Below are 25325 nucleotides of genomic sequence, written 5' to 3' on the forward strand. Positions count from 1 at the left end.
TCCTTGATGGGAGAAGTCTCGTGCCCGAACCCCTGACTCCACGCGAGGTCTTTTTGAAGCTTGTGCACGGCGTCTGCGAGGGACGCTGGGAGGAGGTGATCGAGCTCTACGCCGAGCAGACCCATGTAGAGCATCCCTTCCATCCATTCGCGCCGCCCCCGCTTCGATCGCTCGATGAGCTGCGCGCGCACTTCGGGGCCAACGCCCCGCCTGGCGCCCATACCGGGCACACCCTGCGACGTCAGCCGGCCGGCATCACGGTCCACGAGACAGTGGACCCCGAGGTCATCGTGGCCGAGTTCCGGTACGAGGGGATCGTGGTGGAGACCGGCGAGCCGTTCACAATCCCCGCGATCTTCGTCATGCGGGTCCGTGACGGGAAGATCGTTGAATCCCGTGACTACCTGGACCACCTGCGCTCCGCCCAGGCGCGTGGCCAACTCGGTGAAGTCCTCGACGCCGTCAGGCAGCACCACGAGCCTGCACACGAGCGCTGAACCCGGATCGCACCGGTGGTTCAGGGTCGTTGCCGGGCGCCGTTCACGGGGATGACTCGTTTCCCGTAGCGGAGGCATGCCGACGGTGTCCCCGGCCCCGCGACGCGGTGCCACCAAGCCGCCGCTTGGCGCCGTGCTGCGACGCCGCCGGCTCGTACGGTGCTGCGACGCCGCCGGTCGGCGCGGTGACGGTACGGCCGGTGTCCGCCTGGCGGGACCGGCCTCAACGTATGCTCGGCGCGGTCAGCGGCCGATGCCGTGTTCGACCGAGTCGCCGACGCGCAGGGTGGCGTGGACCGCGCCCGTGTCCGGGTCCTCCCAGAGTTTCGCGCCCAGGGTGCGCAGCAGGCCGACGGCGGCCGGGTTGGCGGCGTTCGTCTCGGCGATCAGAGCCGTCTTGCCGTGTGCGCGGGCCTCCTCGATCAGCTGGTGGAGGGCGGCCACGCTGTGTCCCTTGCCGCGGGCCTGACGGGTCAGCCAGATGCCGATCTCGGCGGCGCCGGGCGCCTCGGCCGGGGTCAGGCGCGTCGCGCCGATGATCTCTTCACCGGTCATGATCGCGTAGGAGGGACCGGCCGTCCTGCGGTGGAAGTCGCCGAACGCGGCGCGGCGTTCGGGGGTCCATCCGGGCGGGCCCGGGACGGGAGGCATGGCCTCGGCGGGGTCCGTTCCGGACACGGCCGCCTCGAGGACCCGCGGCAAAAGCTCCTCGTCGATCTGCCGCAACGTGACAGTACTCATGGGATCAGCCTGCCAGGTATGTGATCGTCGCGCTCGCCGACACGAGCGGTATCTCACTTGCGCCAGATCAGCACCAGTGCGCAGTCGTCGTCGCGCGCGGCCGCCATCTCCGCGACGAGCTCATCGGCCCCTTCGTGGAAGCCACGGGGGATCAGTCGCTCGGCCTCGCCGACCAGCCGGTCGATGCCCGCGTCGAGGTCACGTCCGGGCGCCTCGACCAGGCCGTCGGTGTAGAGCATGAGGGCGTCGCCGGGGCGGAGGGTGCCGCGTTCGGGCACGGCGCTCATCTGGGGTACGACGCCGAGGACGATGCCCTTGGCGGGGCTGACCTGCCAGGTGCCGCTGCCCGCGTCGAACTGCACGGCCGGCGGGTGGCCGGCGGACTCGACGGTGTACTCCCCCGTGGTCAGATCGATGACCAGGTGCACGGCGGTGACGAACCCCTCGTCCCAGCGCTGCCGGTGGAGATAGTCGTTGCACGCTGGGAGGAAACGCTCGGGCTCCACCGAGCCGAGCAGGCCGCCGAACGCGCCCGACAGCATGAGGGCCCGCGTGCCGGCGTCCACGCCCTTTCCGGAGACGTCGACCAGCGCCACCTCGAGCTTCTTGCCGTCGCACACCGACACGACGAAGTCGCCGCCGAAGGAGGAGCCGCCCGCCTGGAGCAGCACGACCTTGGCGTCCCAGCCCTTCGGCAGCTCGGGCATCTCGCCGTGGCGGCGGAGGCGGTCGCGGAGTTCGAGCAGCATCTGCTCGCCGCGCAGCCCCTTGACGCCGAGCTGCTGGCGGCTGCGGGCCAGCACGATGGCCAGGATCGCGGTGACGACGATCGTCGCCATGACGCCGGGACCGACCTTGTGGAAGCCGACCGCGATGGCGTCGTACACCAGGGCGGCCGCGACCACTCCGAGCAGCACGCCGAGGCCGCGTACGCGGAGGGTGAGCCCGCCGGCGAGGACGGTGAGGACCACTCCGCTCGGGGAGAACCACGTCTGCGACACGGGCGCGGAGATGGCGAGCGCCGCGGTGATGACTATCAGGCCTATCAGGGCATTTCGGTCACTGGTGAGATGCCCTCGCCGCGCCCACCGGTAGAGCCACACCAACACGGGAATCCGGCGCAGGAAGACGCGGACTCTGGCCGGCAGCAGGTGCACGAGGCGGCTAAGCATGATGCGGGCACTGTACCGACCATCACCGTGTCCGCGCTGGAAGGCGGCACACCATACCCAAATCAAGACCGCCCGAAATGTAGTGGCCGAATCCGGCCGAAGGGCCGCGACACCGCGGCCTCAACGCCCCGCCGACCACGCCGCCGACCGGGCCGCCGGGTTTCGCCCGGGCCACCCCGGGGAGATCATTAGGACCTGCCCCGTGCGTCCCCCGAGCCCGGCCGGACCGCCGGACAGGCACTGGACGACGCGATGGAGGCACTGATGGGTCAGGGGATGCGTGTCACGGTCGACGCGGCGATGCGGGCCCGCGACGTCTCTCGCATCCGGCCGCAGGACGAGGATCCGCGACCCGCCGATGACTCGTCGGCCGAGGCCCCGCAGCCCGGATCCCAGCCCACCCGGCTCCGCCGCGCCGAGAGGCGCCGGCTCGCCAAGCGCCGCGCCGCCAAGACGACCTGACCCGGCGGCGGCTCAGGCGTCTCAGGGCGTGGGGAGTTCGCCGGTCCGCTCGTACGCGCTCAGCATCGCGATGCGCCGCGTGTGTCGTTCGGCGCCCGTGAACGGCGTGGTGAGGAAGACCTCGACGAACCGCGTCGCCTCCTCCAGCGTGTGCATGCGGGCGCCGACGCTGATGATGTTCGCGTCGTTGTGCTCGCGCGCGAGGCGTGCCGTCTCCTCGCTCCACGCCAGCGCCGCGCGTACGCCCTTGACCTTGTTCGCCGCGATGGCCTCGCCGTTGCCCGAACCGCCGATGACGATGCCGAGCGCGCCCGGGTCCTCCACCGTGCGAGACGCGGCGAGCAGGACGAACGGCGGGTAGTCGTCCTCGCCGTCGTACTCTTCCGGGCCGCAGTCGAAGGCCGTGTGACCGTGAGCGGTCAGCCACTCGATGAGGTGTCGCTTCAGCTCGAAGCCCGCGTGGTCGGAACCGAGATAGACGTGCATGCCGCAGAGTCTGTCAGGTGCGGTGCCGCCGACGCGCACGGGACCAGCTCAAAGCTGGAGAGACTTGATCTCGCAGAACTCCTCCAGCCCGTGCACGCCCAGTTCGCGGCCGACGCCGGACTGCTTGTAGCCGCCGAACGGCGCGAGCGGGTTGAACCGGCCGCCGTTGATCTCGACCTGGCCGGCCTTGAGCCGCCGTCCGACCGCCATCGCGTGGTCCTGGTCCGCCGACCAGACGGCGGCGGCCAGCCCGTACGGGGTGTCGTTGGCGATGCGGACGCCCTCGTCCTCGGAGCCGTAGGCCATGACGGACAGGACCGGCCCGAAGATCTCCTCGCGGGCGATGGTCATGGAGGGCGTGACGTCGGCGAAGACGGTCGGCAGGACGTAGTAGCCGCGGCTCAGCGTGGTCTCGGTGCCGCCGGTCACGAGCCGCGCGCCCTCGGCGACGCCGCGGTCGACGTAGCCGCGCACGCGGTCGAGCTGGGTGCGTGAGACGAGCGGGCCGAGCCGGGTGCCGTCGGCGAACGGGTCGCCCGGCGTGTAGCGCTCGGCCGCCTTCGCGGCGAGCTCCACGGCCTCGTCGTAGCGGGCGTCGGGCACGAGCATGCGGGTGAGCGCGTTGCAGGTCTGCCCCGAGTTGACGTACGCCTTGGCCACGCCGACCTTGACGGCGAGCGGCAGGTCGGCGTCGTCGAGGATGAGGTTCGGCGACTTGCCTCCGAGTTCGAGCGCGACGCGTTTGACCGACTCGGCGGCCAGCGCGGCCACCCGCCGGCCCGCGCGGGTCGAGCCGGTGAAGGAGACCATGTCGACGCCCTCGTGCGCGGCGATCGCCTCGCCGACGACCGGGCCGTACCCGGAGACGAGGTTGAAGACGCCCGGCGGCAGGCCGGCCTCGTCGATGATGTCGGCCAGGGCGTACGCGGCGAGCGGCGCGACCTCGCTCGGCTTGAGCACGACCGTGCAGCCGGCCGCGAGCGCCGGCGCGACCTTGGCGACGACCTGGTGCAGCGGGTAGTTCCACGGCGTGATCGCGCCGACCACGCCGACGGGCTCGCGCACGATGAGGGAGTTGCCGCAGCGCTCGCCGGTGAAGTCGTAGCCGTCGAGGATGTCGAGGATGCCGCTCAGCACGGCGATCGGCGTACCGACGTGGATCTTCAGCGCGACCTGGTACGGCGCGCCCAGGTCGGTGGCGATGAGCGTGGCGAGGTGCTCCTGGCGGGCGGTGATGCCGTCGAGGACCACCCGCAGGAGGGCGGCGCGCTCGGCGGGCGGGGTCGCCTCCCAGGCGGGCAGGGCGCGGCGCGCCTCGGCCACCGCACGGTCGACGTCGGCGGCCGTGCCCGCGGGGACCCGATCGATGACCTCCTCCGTCGCCGGATTGACGACGTCGATGGTGTCCGAAGCCGAGGAGTCCGCCCACGAGCCGCCCGCATAGATCACATCGCGCATGTGCTCATCCTTCCCCGGTGAACGTACGGGGACCACCCAGACCGGTTAATGGACTTCCGGCCCCAGATGGCGCGCAGGTAGCTGTTGCAAAGGATTTGCAACAAGGATTGAATGGCAGGACCTACCCCCGACCGAGGAGCGACCATGGCGATGGCACGGTCCACGACACCTACCCGGCTCGGCCGTGCCGAGTGGGGGCGGCTGGCCGGCATGACCGGTTTCGTGGTGTTGCTGCACGCCGTCGGGTGGGGGCTGCTCTTCCTGGTCGTCCTCCCCGGGCGCTACCACCTCGGCGACGGCAAGCTGTTCGGCGTCGGCATCGCGCTGACCGCGTACACGCTGGGGATGCGTCACGCGTTCGACGCCGACCACCTGGCGGCCATCGACAACACCACCCGAAAGCTCATGTCCGACGGGCAGCGTCCGCTCTCGGTCGGGTTCTGGTTCTCCCTCGGGCACTCCTCGGTGGTGTTCACCGCGTGCGTGCTGCTCGGCTTCGGGATCAAGGCCCTGTCCAACGGCATCTCCGACGAGCACTCGGGCCTCCACACCGTGACCGGCACGATCGGCCCGACCGTCTCCGGCACGTTCCTGGGCGTCATCGCGGTGATCAACCTGGTGATCCTGGTCGGCATCCTCAAGGTCTTCCGCGACATGCGGCGCGGCGTGTACGACGAGGCGGCGCTGGAGGAGCAGCTGAACAACCGCGGCTTCATGAACCGGATCCTGGGCCGGTTCACCAAGGCGATCACCAAGCCGTGGCAGATGTACCCGCTGGGCTTCCTGTTCGGGCTCGGCTTCGACACCGCCACCGAGGTGGGCCTGCTCGCCCTGGCCGGCTCGGCGGCGGCCGCGAGTTCGCTGCCCTGGTACGCCGTGCTGTGCCTGCCGATCATCTTCGCCGCCGGCATGTCGCTGTGGGACAGCATCGACGGCACGTTCATGAACTTCGCGTACGGCTGGGCCTTCTCCAACCCCGTGCGCAAGATCTTCTACAACATCGTGCTGACCGGCGTCTCGGTGGCCTTCGCGTTCGTCATCGGCGGCACGGAACTCCTCCAGGTCGCCCAGGACCGGTTCGGCCTTCGCGGGACGTTCTGGGACTGGGTGGCCGGCCTGGACCTCAACACGGCCGGGTTCGTCATCACCGGCGTCCTGCTGGTGCTGTGGATCGGCGCGATCGCGATCTGGAAGTTCGGCCACATCGAGCAGCGCTGGTCCGCCGCCCTGCAGGACTCCGAGGGCTGACGGCCCCGGCGTGACGATCGAGGCGCGCCGATCGGCCAGTGGTGGCCACGGACGCGCGGGGAGGCCGCGCACCGCACTTGTAGAACGTGCGGGCGGGCGCCCGGCGTCCGCCCGCACGAACCAGCGCGAAACCGTCAGTCGAAGATCGGGTCGCGGGTGCGGCTCCGCTTGAGCTCGAAGAAGCCGTCGGTGCCGGCGACGAGGCGTACGCCGTCCCACAGCTTCGCGGCGGCCTCGCCACGTGGGATCGGAGAGACGACGGGGCCGAAGAACGACGCGCCCTCCACCGAGATCACCGGGGTGCCGACCTCGTAGCCGACCCGGTCCATGCCGTCCTTGTGCGAGGCGCGGAGCAGGGTGTCGTACTCGTCGGTGTCGGCGGCGTCCGCCAGGTCACGGTCGAGGCCGGCCGCCTCCAGGGCGGCCTCGATCGCCTCGCGGTTCGGCGGGAGCTTCTCGTTGTGGAAGCGCGTGCCGAGCTGGGTGTACAGCTCGCCGAGCACCTCCTGGCCGTACTTCTCCCGGGCGGCGATGCAGACGCGAACCGGGCCCCACGCCTCGTCCATCACCTTCCGGTAGTGCTCGGGCAGGTCCCGGCCCTCGTTCAGGACCGACAGGCTCATGACGTGCCAGCGGACCTCGATCGGGCGGAGTTTCTCGGCTTCGAGGATCCACCGCGAGGTGATCCAGGCCCAGGGACACCTCGGGTCGAACCAGAAGTCCACCGGCGTGCGCTCGGCGTCGGCCACCGCAACCTCCACAGTGTTCGTGCGTCTTGTCGTACGGGGCTCAACCGGCGCGCTCTCCGAAGCATTCCAACCTTAGGGTTTGCTGAGAGTTTGGACCAAGATCCCCGCCCGGCGGGTTAGATGGTGTGGCGGCGTGCCGTTCCGTGCGCGTGTCGGCGCGCCGTACGGTGGGATGGACAATGACGTCGCATTCATGCACTTGAGGCGAGGAGTTCACTTGGCTGGCAACCTGACGCGCGATGAGGCGCGCGACCGCGCCCGGCTGCTCACCGTCGAGTCGTACAACGTCGATCTCGACCTGACGACGGGTTCGGAGACGTTCGTCTCGGACACCACGATCAGGTTCGGCTGCGCGGAACCCGGCGCCTCGACGTTCGTCGATCTCCACGGAGCGAAGGTCCGCGAGATCACGCTCAACGGTCAGAGTCTCGACCCGGGCTCCTACGACGCCGAGAAGGGGCGCGTCCCGCTCCCCCGGCTGGCCGCCTCCAACGAGCTGCGCGTGATCGCCGACGCCGCCTACTCCCGCACCGGTGAGGGGCTGCACCGGTTCGTCGACCCGGTCGACCAGAAGGTCTACCTCTACACGCAGTTCGAGACCTGCGACGCGCACCGGATGTACACCTGCTTCGACCAACCCGACCTCAAGGCGCGCTTCGAGCTGAGCGTCACCGCGCCGGAGGACTGGCAGGTCATCACCAACAGCGCGCCCGACTCCGCCGAGGGCGGCCGGTGGCACTTCCCGGCCACGCCGGGCATCTCGACCTACATCACCGCGCTGGTCGCCGGGCCGTACCACGTCGTGCGCGACGAATATCGGCAGGACGACCAGGTGATACCGCTCGGGGCGTACTGCCGGGCGAGCCTGGCCGAGTACTTCGACGCGGACGCGATCTTCGAGGTCACCAAGCAGGGCTTCGACTTCTTCCGCAAGACCTTCGCCCGGCCGTACCCGTTCGACAAGTACGACCAGCTCTTCGTGCCGGAGTTCAACGCGGGCGCGATGGAGAACGCCGGCTGCGTGACGTTCCTGGAGGACTACGTCTTCCGGTCCCGGGTCACCGACGCCGCGTACGAACGCCGCGCCGAGACGATCCTGCACGAGATGGCGCACATGTGGTTCGGTGACCTCGTCACCATGCGCTGGTGGGACGACCTGTGGCTCAACGAGTCCTTCGCCACCTACATGAGCGTGCTGTGCGAGGCCGAGGCCACGCAGTGGACCGGCGCGTGGACCACGTTCGCGAACCTGTGGAAGACCTGGGCGTACCGGCAGGACCAGCTCCCGTCGACGCACCCGATCTCGGCCGACATCCCCGACATCCGGGCGGTCGAGGTCAACTTCGACGGCATCACGTACGCCAAGGGCGCGAGCGTGCTCAAGCAGCTCGTCGCCTACGTCGGCCGCGACAACTTCATCAGCGGCGTCCGCAGCTACTTCGACCGGCACGCGTGGGGCAACACCTCGCTGTCGGACCTGCTCGACGCGCTCGAGGAGACCTCCGGCCGCGACCTGACGTCCTGGTCCAAGGAGTGGCTGGAGACGGCCGGCGTCAACACGCTGCGCCCCGCGTACGAGGTCGGCGACGACGGCGCCTTCACCTCCTTCGCCGTGCTGCAGGAGGCCCCGGAGGCGTACCCCACGCTCCGCTCGCACCGCGTGGCCGTGGGCCTGTACGACCGCACGCCCGAGGGCATCGTGCGGCGCAGGCGCGTGGAGCTCGACGTGGTCGGCGCCCGCACCGACGTGCCGGAGCTGGTCGGTGAGGCCCGGCCCGACCTGGTGCTGGTCAACGACGATGACCTGACCTACGCCAAGATCCGACTCGACGACCACTCGATGCGCACGCTCATCGACGGCATCGGCGAGATCACCGACGGGCTGCCGCGCGCGCTGTGCTGGTCCGCCGCATGGGACATGTGCCGCGACGCCGAGGTGGCCGCGCGCGACTACGTGCGCCTGGTGCTGTCCGGCATCCGCGGCGTCACCGACGTCTCCGTCGCCCAGTCGCTGCTCCGGCAGGCCCGCACGGCGACGCGGCAGTACGCCGACCCGGAGTGGCGCGCGACCGGCTTCGCCCTGCAGGCGGACACGCTGCGCGAGCTGATGGCCGAGGCCGAGCCCGGCTCGGACCGGCAGCTCACCTACGCCCAGGCGTTCGTGGCCGTGGCGACCTCGGACGAGCACCTCCAGTACGTCCGCGGGCTGCTCGACGGCTCCGTCGTCCTGGACGGGCTGGTCATCGACACCGACCTGCGCTGGGCGCTGCTGCGCCGGCTCGTCGTGCGCGGCGCGGCCGGCGAGCCCGAGATCGCCGCCGAGCTCGAGCGCGACCCGACCGCCGCGGGCGAGCGCCACGCGGCGGGCGACCGCGCGGCGGTCCCGACCGCGGAGGCCAAGGCCGCCGCCTGGGACCGCATCATCGCCGGCGACCTGCCCAACGCCGTGTTCCGCGCCACGCTCGGCGGGCTGTTCGACGTGGACGACACCTCGCTGGTGGAGCCGTACGTCGAGAAGTACTTCGCCGAGGTCGGGCGGGTCTGGTCGGCGTGGTCGAGCGACATGTCGAGCACGTTCGCCGAGCACGCCTACCCGTTCCTGGTGACCGAGCCGAGCACGATCGAGCGCACCACCGCCTACCTCGACGAGCAGAACCCGCCGCCGGCGCTGCGGCGGCTGCTCCTGGAGGGCCGCGACGGTGTCGCCCGCGCGATCCGGGCCCAGGAGAAGGACCGTTCTGCGCGCTGATCACCGGGTTGGTGCGGCTGTGCCACGGTTGGTCGTGACAGAGTGAACGGGTGGAAACCGCCCGCGATGTTCTGACGACGCTCGCCCGGCGGTACGCCTTCGGCGACCTGGCCGCGCTCTGCGAGGCCGGGGCGGCGAGGCTGCCGTCGGGCGTCGCTGCCGAGGTGCGGCTGCTGTGCTCGTTCGGCCAGCGACTGATCGACCTGGACGCCGAGGACTTCGGCATGCCCGAGCGCACCGGCGACCCGGTCGTCGACGAGTACACCGTGCCCGAGCACCTGCTGGCCCGCGCCCGCGCCAGCCGGATGCCGCAGTCGGCGAAGGAACGTTCCCGCGGGGCGCTGCGCACGCTGCGCCCCGCGTACGGCCTGCTGCTCGAGGTGATCGCGGCGCGCTGGCACCGCCGCGAGATGGCACCGCTCGTGGCCGCCGTGCACATCGCCTCGGAGTACCTCCCGCTGCTCGCGTGGCAGCCGGTCCTCGGCCACGCCGGCGACCCGGCGCTGCTGCCGACGTCGGTGTCGGGGCCGGGCAGCCGGTTCGGCGTGCCCGGCGGCGCCACCCGGCCGCGCGACTGCTCGCTGACCCGGCCGCAGCAGTCGGCCGCCGAACGCGCCCTGCGCGTCGCCCGCGAGCCGGGACCGGGTTGGCGCAACTACCTCGACCGCCAGCACAGCACGGTCGCCTCGGCCCTGTGCACCTGCGCGGTGTCGTGCCGTACGCCCTGCGACGTCGTCACGCGCCTGAACCCGGACGTGCTGTCCGCGCTGTCCGAACGCTGCCGGGTGGCGCAGGAGTTCGCCGACGGCGCGCTCGTACGCCTGCGGCACGCGGCGCCGGTCGGTCACGGCTTCGGCGTGCCCAATCCGGACGAGGTCTCCGACGCCTGGAACCGCACCCGCACGTCACTGGGCCGGCTTCCCCTCGGCGACCGTGTGGTGGGCGACGTCGCCGACTATCCCCTGCCGGGCCTGCCGGAGGCCTTCTCCGCCGCGGCCGGTCACGAGATCGTGCCGGACACGCTGCTGCGCGACCTCTCCGACCACCTCGTCGCCATCCTGCAGAGCTAGCGTGTCACGCCACCCACATCAGGTCCGGGTCGGTGGCGCACTCATCGCTGCCGTCAGGAACGTGATCGCCCATCGCCGGGCCGCCTCGCCCGCTACCGGGGACGTGCAGCCCGGGGAGGGCTGCTGGTGGACCTCGAGGCGGTCGACGGCCGTCACGGCGAGGATCCCCCGTATCCGGAACCGCAGCTCCTCCGGGGAAAGGCCGGGCAGTACGCGCGCGAAGGCCGCGAGGTAGCGCTCGCGGACCGTGTCCTCGCCCGGGCCGGTCCAGCCGCGCGCCTCCTCGGCCGGGTCGCTGAGGATCGTCACGATCAGCCGGGACGTCCGGGAGCCGCCCTCGTCGCCGGCCGACATCTCGTCGAACAGCGGCCCCGCGAATGCCTCCACCAGTTCGCTGACCGATGGGTCGGGGGTCCGGGCGAGCAATTTGTCGAGCCCTGCGCACTGGGCAGCGTTGATGGGCTCGATCACGCGGCGGGCGACCGCGGCCATCAGCTCCGCCTTCGACCCGAAGTGGTAGCCGACGGCGGCCAGGTTCGCTCCGGCGAGTTTGGTGATCGCGCGGACCGAGGTGCCGCGGTATCCGTGCTCGGCGAAGAGGTGCTCGGCCGCGTCGAGGAGCTGGGTGCGGGTGTCCGGGGTCGCCACACGAGGGACTATACATATGTTTGAATGAAACGAACGTATGATTCAATCGAACGTATGAAAGAAGGCGGTCATGAAGCTGCTCGTGTACGGCGCCGGGGTTTGCGGCAGCCTGTTCGCCGCCCGCATGCATGAGGCCGGCCACGACGTCTCGCTCCTCGCCCGGGGCGGGCGCCTGACCGCTCTGCGCCGGCACGGCGTGCAGCTCGCCGAGGGAGACGGTCCAGCCGTCAGGCGGGTACCGGTACCGGTGATCGAGCACGCGGGCAGCGAGTACGACCTGATCACCGTCTTCGTCCGCACCCACCAGGTGGACGCGGTGCTGGAATCACTCGCCGGCGTCCAAGGTGACGTGCTGTTCCTGCTCAACTGGGCAGCCGGCCCGGAGACGCTGGGCGCGGTGATCGGCCACGAACGGGTGCTGCTCGGCTTCCCCACGGCGGGCGGCACGATGGACGGCGACGTGATCCGCTACAGCAAGAGCAGTTTCATCACCCGTCGGGTCGCGATGCCGATCGGCGAGCCCGACGGCCGCACCACCCCGCGACTGGAACGGATCGTGGAGACGTTCCGTACCGCCGGGATCAACGCCAAGGCCGAGCCGCAGATGGACGCCTGGCTCAGGACGCACGCCGCATTCGAGGTGCCGCTCGGACAGGCGGTACATGCGGCGGGCGGCCCGGTAGCGCTGGCCGACGACCCGGACGCGGTCCGCGGCATGCTCCACCTCATGCGGCAGAACCTCGCCGCGATGGAGACGCCGCCGGTACCTCGCGCGTTCGCCGCGTTGCGGGCTCTGCCGCAAGGGCTCCTCGTGGCCGTGCTCCGGCGCTTCCTGAAGAGCTCGACGGCCGTGCACAGCGGACTCAACGACCCCTCGCCTGCCACGGCGGCCGAACTCGAGCGGCTGACCGAACAGCTCCGCGCCCCCGCGAGAGCCCGCTGAGAACTCCCAACAGAAAGCGTGCTGGCGGAAGCGCTGAGAGACCTTGGATCGAGGTGACCAAATCTGCGGCACGCCGGCGTCTCCCTGCGGCCGATGCACACCCGGTGGCCTGAACAACTACACATCCGGCACCTACCACCTGGCGTCGTTGTCGAGGAACACGACGCCGAGGAGGAGTACCAGGGCCTGCTGCCCGCGACGGTGCTTGCCGCGGCCCCCGACACTGGCCACGACCTGCCGTACGACCACCTTTATCTGGCCGATGCGGAGACCTTCGCCTCCGACGATCTGCCGCTGCTCGGCATCGACATCCATGTGAACGACGCGGGCGACGAGTCCTGGCCTCGTGAGGAGCCGTTTCGCGTTCCGGCCCTGCATATGACCAACCTCGAAATCAACGACAGCCTCGGCAATTTGTCCTTCATTGAATTCCACGGCTCCGACTGGGCGGGTTTCGAGATGTATGTGGCGGGACCAGGGACGGCCATGTACGAGGAGTTCCGCCGGATGGATCAAGAGGACGAGCGCGACTGACGGATGTGAGCCCGTCCACATGGAGACGGGCCCGCCCCACCCGGTCGGCTGCTCGGGCGGAGCCGAGCGCGGAGACAGCCGGGCCGGGGGAATGAACTACGAACCGTCGTTGCCGTCGCGCAGGGAATGGATCATCCTCCGCAGGATCCGGAACGCGTCTGACTGCTCGGTCTCGGTCATGCCGGCCAGCATTCTGACCTCGACCGACCGGACCGCCACGGTCGCCTTCTCGAGGCTCCGTCGACCGCGAGGCGTGAGTCGCGTGGGAAGAACCTTCCCGACGGGCGCCTCCGCCGGCCTGGTCACGTAGCCCTCTCGTTCCAGGGCTTGGAGCAGGACGTTCATCGACTGCCGTGTCACGAACGCGCCCCGCGCGAGCTCGGAGTTCGACAAGCCCGGCCGTTGAGCCAGCAACTCGAGGCAGGCGTAGCGCGTCACGCTCAGCCCGAGCGGCCGCAGCACCTCTTCCATGGCTGCGCGGAGGGCGCTCGACGCCTCTTTCAGCAGGTAGCCCAGTGACGTCTCCAGGTCGACGCCGACACCGTCTTGACTCATGTCAGCATTCTGACATAGGTTGGCCTGTGTCAGAATGCTGACACGAAAGAAGGAGTATCCTCATGCCGGCCACCGGCCCCGACTTCATCTCGCTCCAAGCGCGCGACCTCGAGGCTTCGCAGGCGTTCTACGAGCACTACCTCGGCCTCGTCCGCTCGCAGGCCGGGCCTCCGCACGCCGTCGTCTTCGAGACGAAACCGATCGCCTTCGCACTCCGCGACGTCATTGCCGGCACCGACCTCACATCCGCTGCCCAGCCCGGCATCGGCACCGCGATCTGGCTCCACGCCACAGACGTCCAGGCCATTCACGATGCTCTGGTCGCCGACGGGCACACCATCGTCTCTGCACCGATCGACGGCCCCTTCGGTCGGACATTCACCTTCGCCGACCCCGACGGCTATCAGATCACCCTCCACGACCGCGTCTGAGGCGAACAACGATCCCAACCGCCTTGCTCAGCACGAGTCGGTCATCGAGGCTGCGCAATGGCGCGTCCGGCCTTCGGTTCCAGGTCCGCGTGAGAGCGGTATGAGCGGCACATGAGAAAGGCCTTTGAAACGCCACTCATCCATTTCTCATGGTCACATCAGCCTGGTCCCATCGAACGTCTCCACATTAGGCCGGGTGAAACGTCTGCTCAGACGCCGCGTTCTCCTGCTCAACGGTGCGCTCGCCGTTCTGCTGGCCGTGGGGATCGCCGTCGGATATCTCTCGCTCAGCGGTGGGGACGACGCGGCCGGCGCGTCCTCCACCCGCACCGCGCGGGTCGCGCGCGGCAACGTCGTGTCATCGGTGTCCGCCTCCGGCTCCGTGGCCAGCTCCCGTACGCGGGCGCTCACCTTCGGGACCTCCGGCACGGTCACCGAGATCAACGTGGCGGCCGGCGACAAGGTCAGGAAGGGCCGGGTGCTGGCCAGGCTCGACCGGACCGAGGCCGAGGAGAACGTCACCTCGGCCAAGGCGAGCCTGGCCGCCGCCGAGTCCGGCGACACCTCCAGCGCCTCGGGCTACTCCCAGTACGTCTCGGCCAAGAACTCCTACGAACAGGCCGTACGGGCGCTCGAGGGCACCAGGATCGTCGCGCCGTTCAGCGGGACGATCGTCGCGGTCAACGGCGCCGTCGGCGGCTCCTCCGGCGGCTCCGCCTCCTCCTCGTCCGGTTCGTCCTCGTCGGGGCAGGGCTCATCCGGCGGCTCGACCGGGTCGTCGGGCTCCTCCAGCTCATCCAGCACTGACGGCTCCAGCTCCTCCGGGTTCATCGAGCTGGCCGATCCGGGCCGGCTGGAGGTCACCGGGGAGTTCACCGAGTCGGACGCGACCAAGCTGAAGACCGGCCAGTCCGCGACGGTCTCCTTCGACGCGCTCACCGGCGTCACGGCCACCGGCGAGGTCACCGAGATCGACATGTCGCCGACCACGAGCGACAACGTCGTCCAGTACGGCGCCACCGTCGAGCTCACCGACCCGCCGTCCTCCCTGCGGCTCGGCCAGACCGCGACCGTACGGGTCACCACGGCCTCGGCGGAGAACGTGCTGTACGTACCGGCGGCCGCGGTGCGGACGGCCGGCGGGCAGAGCACCGTGACCGTCCGGCAGGGCGGGAAGCAGGTCGCCGAGCAGGTTCAGACCGGCGTCTCCGGCGACCAGGGCACGGAGATCAAGTCGGGGCTGAACGAGGGCGACGAGGTCGTGATCACCACGACCACCGGCAGCGGCGACAGCGGCTCCTCCGGCGGGTTCCCCGGCGGCGGGGGCGGTGGCATCGGCGGCGCCGGTGGCGGCATCGGCGGCGGAGGACGGCCGTGACCGCGCCGGTCCTGGACGTGCGCGAGGTGACCAAGGTCTACGGCGCGGGCGACACGGCCGTGCACGCCCTGCGCGGCGTCTCGCTGCGCGTCGAGCGGTCCGACTACGTCGCCATCATGGGGGCGTCCGGATCCGGCAAGTCGACGCTCATGAACATCCTGGGCTGCCTCGACGTGCCGAGCGACGGCCGTTACCTGCTCGACGGCACCGATGTCGGGGCGCTCGACGAACGCCGGCTGTCGATCCTGCGCAACCGCAAGATCGGTTTCATCTTCCAGTCGTTCAACCTGATTCCCCGGATGTCGGCGCTGGCCAACGTCGAGCTGCCCCTGGCGTACGGCGGCGTGCGGCCGTCGCGACGCCGGCGGCGGGCCGAGGCCGCGCTGCGCCAGGTCGGCCTCGGCGAGCGGATGGGCCACGAGCCGAACGAGCTGTCCGGCGGCCAGCAGCAACGCGTCGCCGTGGCACGGGCGCTGGTCACCGCTCCGGCGCTCGTCCTGGCCGACGAGCCGACCGGCAACCTGGACACGCGGTCCACCGAGGACGTCCTGGACATCCTGGACGGGCTCAGCGCGTCCGGGCGCACGATCGTGCTGATCACCCACGAGGACGAGGTCGCCGCGCGGGCCAAGCGCGTGATCCGCCTGGTCGACGGGCGCGTGATCGACGACCGCCGGCAGGCGGCCGTGGCCGGTCCGCCGCCCGCGGCGGCCCGGGTGGCGGGCGGCGCCCGGTGAACCCCTGGGAGATCCTGCGGTTCGCCGTGCGCGGGCTGACCTCCAACAAGCCGCGCAGCGCGCTGACCATGCTCGGCGTCCTCATCGGCGTCGCGGCCGTGATCGTGCTGGTCGCGGTCGGGAACGGCTCGTCCCAGCAGATCAAAAACAGCATCTCCCGCCTCGGCGCGAACTCGCTGACCGTCACGCCGTCGACGTCGGCGGGCCGGCGCGGTGGCGGCATGGGCGGTCCCGGCGGCGGGTTCGGCGGCTTCGGCGGGGCCGCCGGCGGGCAGAGCAACGGCCCGCGGACGCAGGCCCACGACCTCACGGTGGACGACGCCAAGGCCCTGGTCGACCCGGTCAACGCGCCCGCGGTCAAGAGCGCCTCCCCGGTCGTGACGTCCTCGTCGGTGACGACGACGTACGTGGGCACGAGTCACGCGATCAGCCAGTTCGTCGGCACCTATCCGGCCTACTTCGCCGCCGCCGACAAGGTCGTCGACCGGGGAACGGGGTTCACGAACGACGACGTGACCGGCGGCCGGAAGGTCGTGGTGATCGGGACCACGGTGGCCGAGGACCTGTTCGGCACCGTCGACCCGCTGAACAAGCAGATCAACGTGGGCGGCGCGCTCTTCACCGTGGTCGGGGTGCTGCGGGAGTCGGGGTCGTCGGGCATGCAGGACGCCGACGACGTGGCGATCGCCCCGCTGCCGGTCGTCCAGTCGAACCTCACCGGGTTCGGAGGGCTGAGCGACATCGTCGTCGAGGCCGAGAGCGCGAAGGTCACCGACGAGGCGCAGAGCGAGGTCACCGACATCCTCGACCAGCGGCACGGGATCTCCGGGTCCAACACGGCCGACTTCCAGATCCAGAGCCAGGCGAGCCTGCGGTCGGCGGTGAGCGACTCCGGTAAGACCTTCACCGTGCTCCTCGGCGCGGTCGCCGCCATCAGCCTGCTGGTCGGCGGGATCGGCATCACCAACATCATGCTGGTCACCGTCACCGAGCGGACGCGCGAGATCGGCGTCCGCAAGGCCATCGGCGCGCCGCGGGGCGCGATCCTCGGCCAGTTCGTCGCCGAGGCGACCGTGCTGAGCCTGCTCGGCGGCCTGTCGGGGGTGGCGATCGGGGTCGTCGCGAGCCTGTTCCCCCTCGCCGGCGTACGGCCCGTGCTGGTGCCCTCGTCGATCGTCCTGGCCCTGGCCGTGTCCGTGGCGATCGGCCTGTTCTTCGGCGGCTATCCCGCCGGCCGGGCCGCGAGGCTGCGCCCCATCGAGGCGCTGCGACACCAATGAGCGCGAGGAGAGAGAAGATGAGCGCCCGCACCCGACGCGCCGTACGCGCACCGGCCGCCGCGGAGGGCGAGGAGCTCTCCGAACCGCCGTTCGAGGACGATCTGGCCGAGGAACCGGCCAGGGCGCCACGCGTCCGCAGGCGGCCGGGCCTGACCACCGTCCTCGGCGCGGGCGTGCTGGTCGCCGCCGGTTTCGTCATCGGCGCCCAGGTGGACCGTCACGCGGCGCGTCAGAGCGCCGCGCCGAGCACGCCTGCCGGGAGCGGTCTCCGGGGCCAGAACGGCACGCCGCCGGGCCAGGGCGGCACTCGAGGCACCGGACAGTCCGGTGCTCCGGGCGCCTCCGCCACGGCCGGCGTGACCGCCGGCACCGTGCAGAAGATCTCCGGCCGGACCATCTACGTCCGGACGGCGAACGGCGACGTCGTGAAGGTCACGCTGACCGGCGGTACCGACGTCAGCGTGCTCCGTAGCGGTTCGGCCACGGACCTCAAGGCCGGAACGAGCGTCGTCGTGCAGGGTGACCAGGCCAAGGACGGCACGGTCACCGCGACATCCGTCAGCCAGGGCCGCTCCTCCGGCCGCTGACGTACGGAAACCCATTCCAGGAGACGACGATGATCGATGGTCAGGCGGCGGTCCGGCTGTTCGGCGGGGCGGCGGTCGCGGCCGCGCTGCTGTTCAGCGCGGCCTGCGGCGGCTCGGACCAGAGCGGTTCCGGCCAGAGTCCGACCGCCGCGAAGAGCGGCGGGTCGAACGAGGCGATGGCCGCGTACCGCGAGTGCATGCGGAAACAGGGCGTCTCGACGCCCGGCCGCGGACCGGGCGGCGGCCCGGGTAACGGCGCGCCCAGCGGAGCACCGAGCGGCACCCCGACGGCCCGTCCGTCGGGCCGCCCGAGCGGCATGCCGACCATGTCGGCGAAGCAGAAGAAGGCCGCCCAGGCCTGCGCGTCACTCCGCCCCACCGGCGCACCCAACGGCGGCCAGGGCGGCCCCCCGGCCCGCCGGTAACCGGAAACACGACACGCGTGAGGCCCGGGGACGCCTCCGGGCCTCACGCCCCCAGAAACGGCACGTCACTCCAGGCGAGCCGCGGTGCTCCCGGGAAGAACCCCGGCTCAGGTCCCCGGGGGCCGTACCGGTTCCGTGGCGGCGCGGACGTGGCGGTCGTCGGGGAGGTCGTCCAGAAGGACCGGGTGGCCCTCCGCGTCGGTCAGCGGGACCCGCCAGTTCGGGTACTCATCCGTCGTGCCCGGCTGGTTCTGGGTACGGCGTTCGCCGACCGCGTCCGCCAGGGAGACGCCGATCAGGCGGGACGGGGTGCGGGCGAGGAAGGCGTGCAGGGCGGTGGTCATGTCGGCCGGGTCCAGGCCCAGGGAGGTCAGCAGTTCGCGCCACTCCCGCAGGCCCTCCTCCAGTTCCTCGTACTCCTCCGAGGCCGGCCGGGTCAGCAGGCCGAGGCGCTCGCGCAGCGCGACGTGGTCGCCGTTCAGGTACCCCTCGATGGGCGGCATGTCGTGGGTGCCGACGGTGGCCAGGCACAGCTCGCGCCACTTGCCGGGCGGCAGCGGTCCGCCGCCGGGGTCGCGTTCGAACCAGGCCATCGACGTCCCGAACACGCCGCGTTCGGCGAACACCTCGCGCATGTAGTCCTCGACCGTGCCGAGGTCCTCGCCGACGACGACCGCGTCCGCCCGGTGCGCCTCGTACAGCAGTGCCCCGAGCATCTCGTCGTGCGGGTAGGCGACGTACGTTCCCTCGGAGGCCGGCGCGCCCTCCGGCACCCACCACAGCCGGAACACCTGCATCGCGTGGTCGAGGCGGAGGCCGCCCGCGTGCCGCAGGACGTGGCGGAGCATGGCGCGGTACGGCGCGTAGCCGGAGCCGGCGAGCCGCTGCGGGTGCCACGGCGGTTGTCCCCAGTCCTGTCCGCGCTGGTTGAACGCGTCCGGCGGCGCGCCGACGGTGATGCCCTGGGCGAACAGGTCCTGGTACGCCCACGTGTCCGCGCCGCCGGGGTCGACGCCGACGGCGAGGTCGTGGATGACGCCGATCGGCATTCCCGCGGCGCGGGCGGCCGACTGGACCGAGGCGAGCTGGTCGTCCAGGAGCCACTGCAGCCACGAGTGGAAGCCGATCCGGTCCGCGAGCCGCTCGCGTTCGGCGGCGACCGCGGCCGAGGCGGGGTCGCGCAGCGGAGCCGGCCACGAGCGCCAGTCGGCGCCGTGGAGCTCGGCCAGCGCGCTCCAGGTCGCGAAGGCCGTCAGCGCCTCGCCCTCCCGCTCGCGGTACGCGGCGTAGGCGGCCTCGCGGCCGGGCGAGCGCGGCAACGCGTACAGCAGCTCCAGCGCGGCGCCCTTGGCCGCCCAGACCGCGTCACGGTCGAGGATGTCGGCCGTGTGGTCGCGGGCCCGTGCGGGAGCCGCGAGCTCGTCGACGCGCCGCCGCAGGTCCGGGTCGGCCCCGGCGTACTCGGGCACGTCCTCGGGCCGCAGGTAGAGGGGGCTGGTGAAGCGGCGGCTCACCGGCAGGTACGGCGAGGGCCGGATCGGCGCGGCGGGCTCGGCGGCGTGCAGCGGGTTGACCAGCACGAACCCGGCGCCGAGGTCCTGCGCGCTCCAGCGCGCCAGGCTCCGCAGGTCGGCCAGGTCGCCGAGGCCCCAGGAGCCGCGCGACCGCGCGGAGTACAGCTGCGCCATGAAGCCCCACGCACGCGTTCCCGGATCGGGTGCGCGTGGTGGGGCCACCAGCAGCGGGGCGCTCGCCGTACGGTCGCCGAGGCGGGCGTGCACGGCGTGGTCGCCGGGCGGGACGTCGGCGGGCAGCCGGTAGGAGCCGGCGCCGGACGGGGCGAGACCGATCTCGCCGCCGCCCGGCAGCTCCACCCGCAGGTCCGCTCCCGCCGGAGCGGACAGGTTCTCACCCGGGTACGCCACGAGGGACGGCGGCAGCAGCCGGGTGCGCCTCTCGTGCGCGAGACGCTCCAGTTCGGCGCGGACGGTGGCCGGAGAGGAGACGTCCGCGCCCAGCGCGGTCAGGACCGTCCTGATCGTGTCGGGTGAGACGTCGGCCGGTCGCCTCCGCCAGTCGGTGTAGGAGGTCTCGACGCCGTACGCGGCGGCCAGCTCGTTGAGATCGTTCACGCTGCCTACGATGCCCCGAGCCCGGCGGTCGAATCGACGGGTCAGTCCCAAATCGGAGGATGCCGGTCGGCCCAGGGACGGGCCGCCTCCAGCTGCGCGGACAGCGAGATGAGGGTGGCCTCGTCGCTCATCCGGCCGACGAGCATCACGCCGATCGGCAGTCCGTCGTCGCTCCAGTGCAGCGGGACGTTGACGGCCGGCTGGCCGGTGATGTTGTAGATCGAGGTGAAGGGCGTGAAGCGCTTCTGCCGCTCGAAGTTCTCGGCCGGGTCGACGTCGTCGAAGTGGCCGATCGGCACCGGCGGCTGCGCGAGGGTCGGGTGCAGGATCACGTCGTACTGCTCGGCGACCGGCATCGCCAGGCGCACCGCGAGCTGCAGCGCGCCCTGTGCCATGAACAGCTCCGGCGCGGTGATGGCGTTGCCGCGCTCGCGCAGGTGGCGGGTGAGCGGCCGCAGGCGCTCCTCGCGGTCCGGCGGCACCGGGGTGAGCGTGGCCATCGCCGCCCAGAGCGTCTCGAAGTGCGGCACCAGGTCGGCGCCCAACGGCATGTCGAACTCTTCGACCTCGTGTCCCAGCTCGGTGAGCAGCTCCGTGGCGGCCTCGTAGGCGGCCACGCAGTCGGGGTGGATCTCCGCGCCGGGGACGGCCGAGGCCATGCTGCGGCCGATGCGCAGCCGGCCGGGCGCGCGGTCGGCGGCCTCCAGGAAGGTGCCCTCCTGCGGGGCGGCGTGATACATGTCACCCGGCCGGTTGCCGGAGATCAGGTCGAGCATCAACGCGGCGTCGCGCACGTCGCGGGCGATCGGGCCGTTCGTGGCGAGCCCGGTCAGGTCGGGCACGATCGGGCCGTGGCTGACCCGGCCGCGCGTCGGCTTGATGCCGAACAGGCCGCACACGCTGGCCGGGATCCGGATCGACCCGCCACCGTCGCTGCCCTGGGCGATCGGCGCGAGACCCGCGGCGACCGCGGCGGCGGCTCCCCCGCTCGACCCGCCGGCGGACCGGGACAGATCCCAAGGGGTACGCGCCGGGGGCGCGACGTCGTTCTCGGTATAACAGGGCAGTCCGAATTCCGGCGTATTGGTCTTACCCAGCAGAATCGTGCCCGCCTCACGGAGCGACGTGACGACGTTGTCGTCGGCGAATCCCTGGAAATCGTCGAAGGCGGCCGAGCCGAGTGTCATCGGCACGTCCTTCACCATGTTCAGGTCCTTGATGGGCACGGGCACGCCCAGCAAAGGCGGCGTGTCCCCCTGCGCGACCGCCTTCTCGGCGGTTTTCGCCTGCTCACGTGCCATGTCGGCGGTCACCGTCACGAACGCGCCCACCTGGTCGCCCAGCCGGTCGATGCGATTCAGGTAGTGTTCGGTGACGTCGACGGGTGAGAGTTCGCGGTCGCGGATCGCGGCGGCCTGCTCGCGCGCGCTGAGGTCATGAATTTGGGTCACAAGTGAAGACGGTACGCCCACCGAAAGTTGCACGGCCACCGTGGGGGATGATGCGAAATCTACCCCTGTCTTACCGGGGCTAATCAACGACTCAGGGGGACAAAACTGTCGACATGACACGACTAGGCACTCGGCGCGAAGCCTCGTTACCCTTCCCCAAGGAAGATCATGTTCGCTGCCGTCGATCGAGCAGGGAGTGTCGGAAATGGCCCCTGTGGAGCGGGATACGTCCACCCAGACCTCCACACGCGAGCAGGATGACGCATCCCGGCCGGAGGAACAGAGTCCGTTCGAACGCGAGCGCCCCAAGCAGGAAACGTACGGCGACATGATCGGTGATCCCCAGGTCCAGAGGTGGATCCGCCGGTCGGTCGCGGCGCTGGCCCTCGGGCTGCTGTTCGCGCTGCTGGTCAATCTTCCGGTCGGCCTCCTCGTCGCCATCGTGGTGGTGGTCGCCGACGTCGCGCTGAAGAACCGCAAGGAGTCGAGCGTCGAGGCGTGGCGCAAGCCGTCCGTCGCCGAGCGCAAGACCGAACGGCAGCTGCGCGGCATGGAGAAGTCCGGCTACCGCACCCTGCACGCCCGCGCCGTCCCGCGCGACGACGAGGGCGTCAGTGACGGGCAGATCGATCACCTGGTGATCGGGCCCACCGGCGTGTACGCGGTCGACTCCGAGAAGTGGGACAAGCGGCTGCCGGTGCGCGCGATGTCGCACCGCAAGCTGTTCCTCGGCCCCTTCAACAAGAAGGAGCGCCTCGACGAGGCACGCTGGGAGTCCGAGCAGGCCAGCAAGTTGATCAGCGGCGCGCTCGGCTACGAGGTGCCGGTGCAGCCCTCGCTCGCCATCTACGGTCCGGCCATCTCCTGGAAGGTCCTGATGGTCCGCGACGTCGACGTGTACGCTGGCGCCCGCGCCCGCAACTACCTGCGCCGTCGCCCGAAGATCCTCTCCTCGACGGACATCGACCGCATCTACGAGGCCGCCGAACGGGTGCTCCCGCCGAAGTACCCGTCGGACGACGACTGAGCTCCTCAGGTCAGGGTCGTGGTGCCGCCGATCACCGCGACCAGCGCCGGCTCGCCCTCGCGCACGTCCAGCTCGACGCCGAGGGCGGCCAGGCGTTCGCGTACCAGCGCGGGCTCGGGATGGCTGGCGGCGAACGCCGTCAGCGGCACGACCGGCAGGCGGCGCGCCGGATGCGGCGTCCTCCCCCAGTCGATCAGGAACGGCACGACGGCCTCGTACGGGTAGGTCAGCCGCCAGCGCAGCACCTCCCCGTCCGGCGTGCGGCGTGACAGCGGCTCGATCGGGCCCGGGTCGTACCCCAGCGTGCGGGACCGTGCGACGCGCGCCTCGATGTCGGCGGCCCGCACCGCCCAGGCGGCCAGCCGCGGCTCGGTCAGCTCGTCGATGCCGAACGGCCGTGGCCCCTCGGGCTCCGGCTGCTCCGGATCCGGTCCGATGATCTCCAGATAGCGGAGTTCGCCCAGGCCGATGAGGTGGTTGCGCGTGCCGAGGCCCAGATGCGGCCCGCCCTCCACCGGCCGTACGCCGGTCAGCTTGGCGAGCTGCCGGACGCTCTCCTCCAGGTCCGGAGTCGCGTAGACGAGATGGTCGAGTGTCATGGCCGTCCTAGTTGTGCCCGCGATGTAAGACGCACTGTCTCAACGCTGTGCTTCTACCCCGTACGATCGGAGTCTGAGCACAAGGGATGGAGAGGTCATGCCGCCGCTGAGGTCACGAACGGTTACGCACGGCAGGAACATGGCGGGCGCACGGGCGCTTCTCCGGGCCACCGGTGTGGCCCGTGAGGACTTCGGCAAGCCCATCATCGCCGTGGCCAACAGCTTCACCGAGTTCGTGCCCGGCCACGTGCACCTGCGCGAGGTCGGCCAGGTGGTCGCCGCCGCCGTCAAGGAGGCGGGCGGCGTGCCCCGCGAGTTCAACACCATCGCGGTCGACGACGGCATCGCCATGGGCCACGGCGGCATGCTCTACTCCCTGCCGTCCCGCGAGCTCATCGCCGACTCGGTCGAGTACATGGTCAACGCGCACTGCGCGGACGCCCTGATCTGCGTGTCCAACTGCGACAAGATCACGCCGGGCATGCTGATCGCGGCCATGCGGCTCAACATCCCCACCGTCTTCGTCTCCGGCGGCCCGATGGAGGCCGGCAAGCCGGTCGACGGCACGACCAAGCTCGACCTGATCGACCCGATGATCGCCTCCGCCGACGAGTCCGTCTCCGACGACACGCTCGCGCAGATGGAGGAGAACGCCTGCCCGACCTGCGGGTCCTGCTCGGGCATGTTCACCGCCAACTCCATGAACTGCCTGACCGAGGCGATCGGCCTGGCGCTGCCCGGCAACGGCACGGTGCTGGCCACCCACGCGGACCGCAAGAAGCTGTTCGAGGACGCCGGCCGGCGGGTCGTGGAGATCGCCCAGCGCTACTACGCCGGTGACGACGACTCGGTGCTGCCGCTGAACATCGCCACTCGCGACGCGTTCGAGAACGCCATGGCGCTCGACGTCGCGATGGGCGGCTCGACCAACACGATCCTGCACCTCCTGGCGGCGGCCCGCGAGGCGGGCGTGAACTTCGGCCTGAAGGAGATCGACGAGCTGTCCCGCCGCGTGCCGTGCGTCTGCAAGGTCGCGCCGGCCACCGCGAAGTACCACATCGAGGACGTCCACCGCGCCGGCGGCATCCCGGCCATCCTGGGCGAGCTCGACCGCGCGGGCCTGCTCAACCGTACGGTCCACACGATCCACGGCGACTCGCTCGGTGCGTTCCTGGACGCCTGGGACGTGCGCTCCGACAGCGTGTCGGCCGAGGCGACGGAGCTGTTCCACGCCGCGCCCGGCGGGGTCCGCACCACCCGGCCGTACAGCCAGAACAACCGGTGGGAGGCCCTCGACCTCGACCGCGCCGAGGGCTGCATCCGCGACGCCGAGCACGCCTACACCAAGGACGGCGGGCTGGCCGTGCTCTACGGCAACCTCGCCGTGGAGGGCGCGGTCGTCAAGACCGCGGGCGTGGAGGAGGCGCTGTGGCGCTTCGAGGGCCCGGCGGTGGTGTTCGAGAGCCAGGAGGACGCCGTGGAGGGCATCCTCGGCGACCGGGTGAAGCCGGGTGACGTGGTGGTGATCCGCTACGAGGGCCCCAAGGGCGGCCCGGGCATGCAGGAGATGCTCTACCCCACGTCGTTCCTCAAGGGCCGCGGCCTCGGCAAGGCCTGCGCGCTGATCACGGACGGCCGCTTCTCGGGCGGCACGAGCGGCCTGTCGATCGGGCACGCCTCACCGGAGGCCGCGGGCGGTGGTGACATCGCCCTGGTCGAGGACGGCGACCGCATCGTGATCGACATCCCGGGCCGCGAGCTGCGCCTCGACGTGCCGGCCGACGAGCTTCGCGCCCGCCGCGAGCGCCTGCTGAAGGACCTGGGCTCCTACCGCCCCCGCGACCGGCACCGCCCGGTGAGCGCGGCCCTCCAGGCGTACGCCGCGATGGCCACCTCCGCCTCCACGGGCGCCGCCCGCGACATCTCCCAGCTCGGCGGCGGCCAGGGCTAGGGCTAGGGTCTGTCT

At 71.2% G+C, this 25325-nt stretch carries 25 protein-coding genes; 15 read left to right on the plus strand and 10 right to left on the minus strand.

Features of this window, described 5'->3' with window-relative positions; genetic code table 11:
• The first annotated feature begins 20 nt into the window (after positions 1–20).
• Positions 21–497, plus strand: a complete 477-nt coding sequence (locus ACQEV1_RS40575; protein ID WP_433401792.1) for a nuclear transport factor 2 family protein — start codon at positions 21–23, stop codon at positions 495–497.
• A 243-nt stretch (positions 498–740) separates the two neighbouring features.
• On the opposite strand, the gene ACQEV1_RS40580 is transcribed toward ACQEV1_RS40575, so the two are convergent.
• Both ACQEV1_RS40580 and ACQEV1_RS40585 read right to left on the minus strand, forming a co-directional pair.
• The gene (locus ACQEV1_RS40580; RefSeq protein WP_285637109.1) at positions 741–1238 is read right to left on the minus strand and encodes a GNAT family N-acetyltransferase; all 498 of its coding nucleotides are present in this window, start codon (positions 1236–1238) and stop codon (positions 741–743) included.
• A 53-nt stretch (positions 1239–1291) separates the two neighbouring features.
• Positions 1292–2410 (minus strand): PP2C family protein-serine/threonine phosphatase, encoded by a 1119-nt coding sequence (locus ACQEV1_RS40585; protein WP_433401795.1) that lies wholly within the window; start codon positions 2408–2410, stop codon positions 1292–1294.
• A gap of 264 nt (positions 2411–2674) precedes the next feature.
• On the opposite strand from ACQEV1_RS40585, the gene ACQEV1_RS40590 reads away from it, so the two are divergent.
• A complete protein-coding gene (locus tag ACQEV1_RS40590) occupies positions 2675–2872 on the plus strand; it encodes a hypothetical protein (RefSeq protein WP_285637114.1) in 198 nt (65 codons plus the stop codon).
• Between the two features lie 21 nt (positions 2873–2893).
• Here ACQEV1_RS40590 and ACQEV1_RS40595 read toward each other — a convergent pair whose 3' ends face one another.
• Both ACQEV1_RS40595 and ACQEV1_RS40600 read right to left on the minus strand, forming a co-directional pair.
• A complete protein-coding gene (locus tag ACQEV1_RS40595) occupies positions 2894–3358 on the minus strand; it encodes a ribose-5-phosphate isomerase (RefSeq protein WP_433401797.1) in 465 nt (154 codons plus the stop codon).
• Positions 3359–3406: 48 nt separating this feature from the next.
• Positions 3407–4816: an aldehyde dehydrogenase family protein gene (locus ACQEV1_RS40600; protein WP_433401799.1), complete on the minus strand. Its 1410-nt coding sequence runs from the start codon at positions 4814–4816 to the stop codon at positions 3407–3409.
• A gap of 144 nt (positions 4817–4960) precedes the next feature.
• Between ACQEV1_RS40600 and ACQEV1_RS40605 the strand changes: the two genes are divergently transcribed.
• Entirely contained in the window at positions 4961–6064 is a 1104-nt protein-coding gene (locus tag ACQEV1_RS40605; RefSeq protein ID WP_433401801.1) for a HoxN/HupN/NixA family nickel/cobalt transporter, read from the plus strand.
• 134 nt (positions 6065–6198) lie between these two features.
• Here the strand turns inward: ACQEV1_RS40605 and ACQEV1_RS40610 are convergent, their stop codons facing one another.
• Positions 6199–6813, minus strand: coding sequence for a DsbA family protein (locus ACQEV1_RS40610; protein ID WP_285637121.1), 615 nt, complete (start codon positions 6811–6813; stop codon positions 6199–6201).
• A gap of 217 nt (positions 6814–7030) precedes the next feature.
• Here ACQEV1_RS40610 and pepN point away from each other — a divergent pair, with 217 nt between their 5' ends.
• Both pepN and ACQEV1_RS40620 read left to right on the plus strand, forming a co-directional pair.
• Positions 7031–9562 carry an aminopeptidase N gene (pepN, locus tag ACQEV1_RS40615; protein ID WP_433401803.1) on the plus strand — a complete coding sequence of 844 codons (2532 nt, stop codon included), beginning with the start codon at positions 7031–7033 and terminating at the stop codon, positions 9560–9562.
• Between the two features lie 50 nt (positions 9563–9612).
• Complete coding sequence (locus ACQEV1_RS40620; RefSeq protein WP_285637127.1) at positions 9613–10632, plus strand: hypothetical protein; 1020 nt, start codon at positions 9613–9615, stop codon at positions 10630–10632.
• A gap of 18 nt (positions 10633–10650) precedes the next feature.
• Here ACQEV1_RS40620 and ACQEV1_RS40625 read toward each other — a convergent pair whose 3' ends face one another.
• Positions 10651–11280, minus strand: a complete 630-nt coding sequence (locus ACQEV1_RS40625) for a TetR/AcrR family transcriptional regulator (protein ID WP_285637130.1) — start codon at positions 11278–11280, stop codon at positions 10651–10653.
• A gap of 70 nt (positions 11281–11350) precedes the next feature.
• On the opposite strand from ACQEV1_RS40625, the gene ACQEV1_RS40630 reads away from it, so the two are divergent.
• Both ACQEV1_RS40630 and ACQEV1_RS40635 read left to right on the plus strand, forming a co-directional pair.
• Positions 11351–12223, plus strand: a complete 873-nt coding sequence (locus ACQEV1_RS40630; RefSeq protein WP_433401806.1) for a ketopantoate reductase family protein — start codon at positions 11351–11353, stop codon at positions 12221–12223.
• A 93-nt stretch (positions 12224–12316) separates the two neighbouring features.
• Positions 12317–12757 carry a DUF6924 domain-containing protein gene (locus ACQEV1_RS40635; protein ID WP_433401808.1) on the plus strand — a complete coding sequence of 147 codons (441 nt, stop codon included), beginning with the start codon at positions 12317–12319 and terminating at the stop codon, positions 12755–12757.
• A gap of 96 nt (positions 12758–12853) precedes the next feature.
• Here the strand turns inward: ACQEV1_RS40635 and ACQEV1_RS40640 are convergent, their stop codons facing one another.
• On the minus strand, positions 12854–13312 hold the full coding sequence (locus tag ACQEV1_RS40640) for a MarR family winged helix-turn-helix transcriptional regulator (protein ID WP_433401810.1): 459 nt from the start codon (positions 13310–13312) through the stop codon (positions 12854–12856).
• 62 nt (positions 13313–13374) lie between these two features.
• On the opposite strand from ACQEV1_RS40640, the gene ACQEV1_RS40645 reads away from it, so the two are divergent.
• The 6 genes from ACQEV1_RS40645 (at position 13375) to ACQEV1_RS40670 (ending at position 18150) form a co-directional block, all read left to right on the plus strand.
• On the plus strand, positions 13375–13743 hold the full coding sequence (locus tag ACQEV1_RS40645; RefSeq protein WP_433401812.1) for a VOC family protein: 369 nt from the start codon (positions 13375–13377) through the stop codon (positions 13741–13743).
• Positions 13744–13939: 196 nt separating this feature from the next.
• Positions 13940–15121: an efflux RND transporter periplasmic adaptor subunit gene (locus tag ACQEV1_RS40650; protein WP_433401814.1), complete on the plus strand. Its 1182-nt coding sequence runs from the start codon at positions 13940–13942 to the stop codon at positions 15119–15121.
• A complete protein-coding gene (locus ACQEV1_RS40655; protein WP_433401816.1) occupies positions 15118–15858 on the plus strand; it encodes an ABC transporter ATP-binding protein in 741 nt (246 codons plus the stop codon). Before ACQEV1_RS40650 ends, ACQEV1_RS40655 begins: the two co-directional genes overlap by 4 nt.
• Positions 15855–17138, plus strand: coding sequence for an ABC transporter permease (locus ACQEV1_RS40660; RefSeq protein WP_433401818.1), 1284 nt, complete (start codon positions 15855–15857; stop codon positions 17136–17138). The genes ACQEV1_RS40655 and ACQEV1_RS40660 overlap by 4 nt, the downstream gene beginning before the upstream one ends.
• 17 nt (positions 17139–17155) lie before the next feature.
• Positions 17156–17725, plus strand: coding sequence for a hypothetical protein (locus ACQEV1_RS40665; RefSeq protein WP_433401820.1), 570 nt, complete (start codon positions 17156–17158; stop codon positions 17723–17725).
• Between the two features lie 29 nt (positions 17726–17754).
• Complete coding sequence (locus tag ACQEV1_RS40670) at positions 17755–18150, plus strand: hypothetical protein (RefSeq protein WP_433401822.1); 396 nt, start codon at positions 17755–17757, stop codon at positions 18148–18150.
• A 107-nt stretch (positions 18151–18257) separates the two neighbouring features.
• On the opposite strand, the gene malQ is transcribed toward ACQEV1_RS40670, so the two are convergent.
• Entirely contained in the window at positions 18258–20282 is a 2025-nt protein-coding gene (gene malQ / locus ACQEV1_RS40675; RefSeq protein ID WP_433401824.1) for a 4-alpha-glucanotransferase, read from the minus strand.
• 41 nt (positions 20283–20323) lie between these two features.
• Complete coding sequence (locus ACQEV1_RS40680; RefSeq protein ID WP_285637162.1) at positions 20324–21733, minus strand: amidase; 1410 nt, start codon at positions 21731–21733, stop codon at positions 20324–20326.
• Between the two features lie 205 nt (positions 21734–21938).
• Here ACQEV1_RS40680 and ACQEV1_RS40685 point away from each other — a divergent pair, with 205 nt between their 5' ends.
• Positions 21939–22760, plus strand: coding sequence for a nuclease-related domain-containing protein (locus ACQEV1_RS40685; RefSeq protein ID WP_433401826.1), 822 nt, complete (start codon positions 21939–21941; stop codon positions 22758–22760).
• Positions 22761–22765: 5 nt separating this feature from the next.
• Here the strand turns inward: ACQEV1_RS40685 and ACQEV1_RS40690 are convergent, their stop codons facing one another.
• Positions 22766–23359, minus strand: coding sequence for a VOC family protein (locus ACQEV1_RS40690; protein ID WP_285637168.1), 594 nt, complete (start codon positions 23357–23359; stop codon positions 22766–22768).
• 97 nt (positions 23360–23456) lie between these two features.
• Between ACQEV1_RS40690 and ilvD the strand changes: the two genes are divergently transcribed.
• On the plus strand, positions 23457–25310 hold the full coding sequence (gene ilvD / locus ACQEV1_RS40695) for a dihydroxy-acid dehydratase (RefSeq protein ID WP_285574303.1): 1854 nt from the start codon (positions 23457–23459) through the stop codon (positions 25308–25310).
• The last annotated feature ends 15 nt before the right edge of the window (positions 25311–25325 follow it).

The sequence above is a fragment of the Actinoallomurus sp. CA-142502 genome, assembly GCF_050936355.1.
Lineage (GTDB): Bacteria > Actinomycetota > Actinomycetes > Streptosporangiales > Streptosporangiaceae > Actinoallomurus > Actinoallomurus iriomotensis.

Bases quoted from the DNA above. Each gene is read 5' to 3' on its own strand.
- ACQEV1_RS40580 (WP_285637109.1), bottom strand. From the start codon at position 1,238: ATGAGTACTGTCACGTTGCGGCAGATCGACGAGGAGCTTTTGCCGCGG.
- ACQEV1_RS40585 (WP_433401795.1), bottom strand. From the start codon at position 2,410: ATGCTTAGCCGCCTCGTGCACCTGCTGCCGGCCAGAGTCCGCGTCTTC.
- ACQEV1_RS40590 (WP_285637114.1), top strand. From the start codon at position 2,675: ATGGGTCAGGGGATGCGTGTCACGGTCGACGCGGCGATGCGGGCCCGC.
- ACQEV1_RS40595 (WP_433401797.1), bottom strand. From the start codon at position 3,358: ATGCACGTCTATCTCGGTTCCGACCACGCGGGCTTCGAGCTGAAGCGA.
- ACQEV1_RS40600 (WP_433401799.1), bottom strand. From the start codon at position 4,816: ATGCGCGATGTGATCTATGCGGGCGGCTCGTGGGCGGACTCCTCGGCT.
- ACQEV1_RS40605 (WP_433401801.1), top strand. From the start codon at position 4,961: ATGGCGATGGCACGGTCCACGACACCTACCCGGCTCGGCCGTGCCGAG.
- ACQEV1_RS40630 (WP_433401806.1), top strand. From the start codon at position 11,351: ATGAAGCTGCTCGTGTACGGCGCCGGGGTTTGCGGCAGCCTGTTCGCC.
- ACQEV1_RS40635 (WP_433401808.1), top strand. From the start codon at position 12,317: ATGCACACCCGGTGGCCTGAACAACTACACATCCGGCACCTACCACCT.
- ACQEV1_RS40640 (WP_433401810.1), bottom strand. From the start codon at position 13,312: ATGAGTCAAGACGGTGTCGGCGTCGACCTGGAGACGTCACTGGGCTAC.
- ACQEV1_RS40645 (WP_433401812.1), top strand. From the start codon at position 13,375: ATGCCGGCCACCGGCCCCGACTTCATCTCGCTCCAAGCGCGCGACCTC.
- ACQEV1_RS40665 (WP_433401820.1), top strand. From the start codon at position 17,156: ATGAGCGCCCGCACCCGACGCGCCGTACGCGCACCGGCCGCCGCGGAG.
- ACQEV1_RS40670 (WP_433401822.1), top strand. From the start codon at position 17,755: ATGATCGATGGTCAGGCGGCGGTCCGGCTGTTCGGCGGGGCGGCGGTC.
- ACQEV1_RS40685 (WP_433401826.1), top strand. From the start codon at position 21,939: ATGGCCCCTGTGGAGCGGGATACGTCCACCCAGACCTCCACACGCGAG.
- ACQEV1_RS40690 (WP_285637168.1), bottom strand. From the start codon at position 23,359: ATGACACTCGACCATCTCGTCTACGCGACTCCGGACCTGGAGGAGAGC.
- ilvD (WP_285574303.1), top strand. From the start codon at position 23,457: ATGCCGCCGCTGAGGTCACGAACGGTTACGCACGGCAGGAACATGGCG.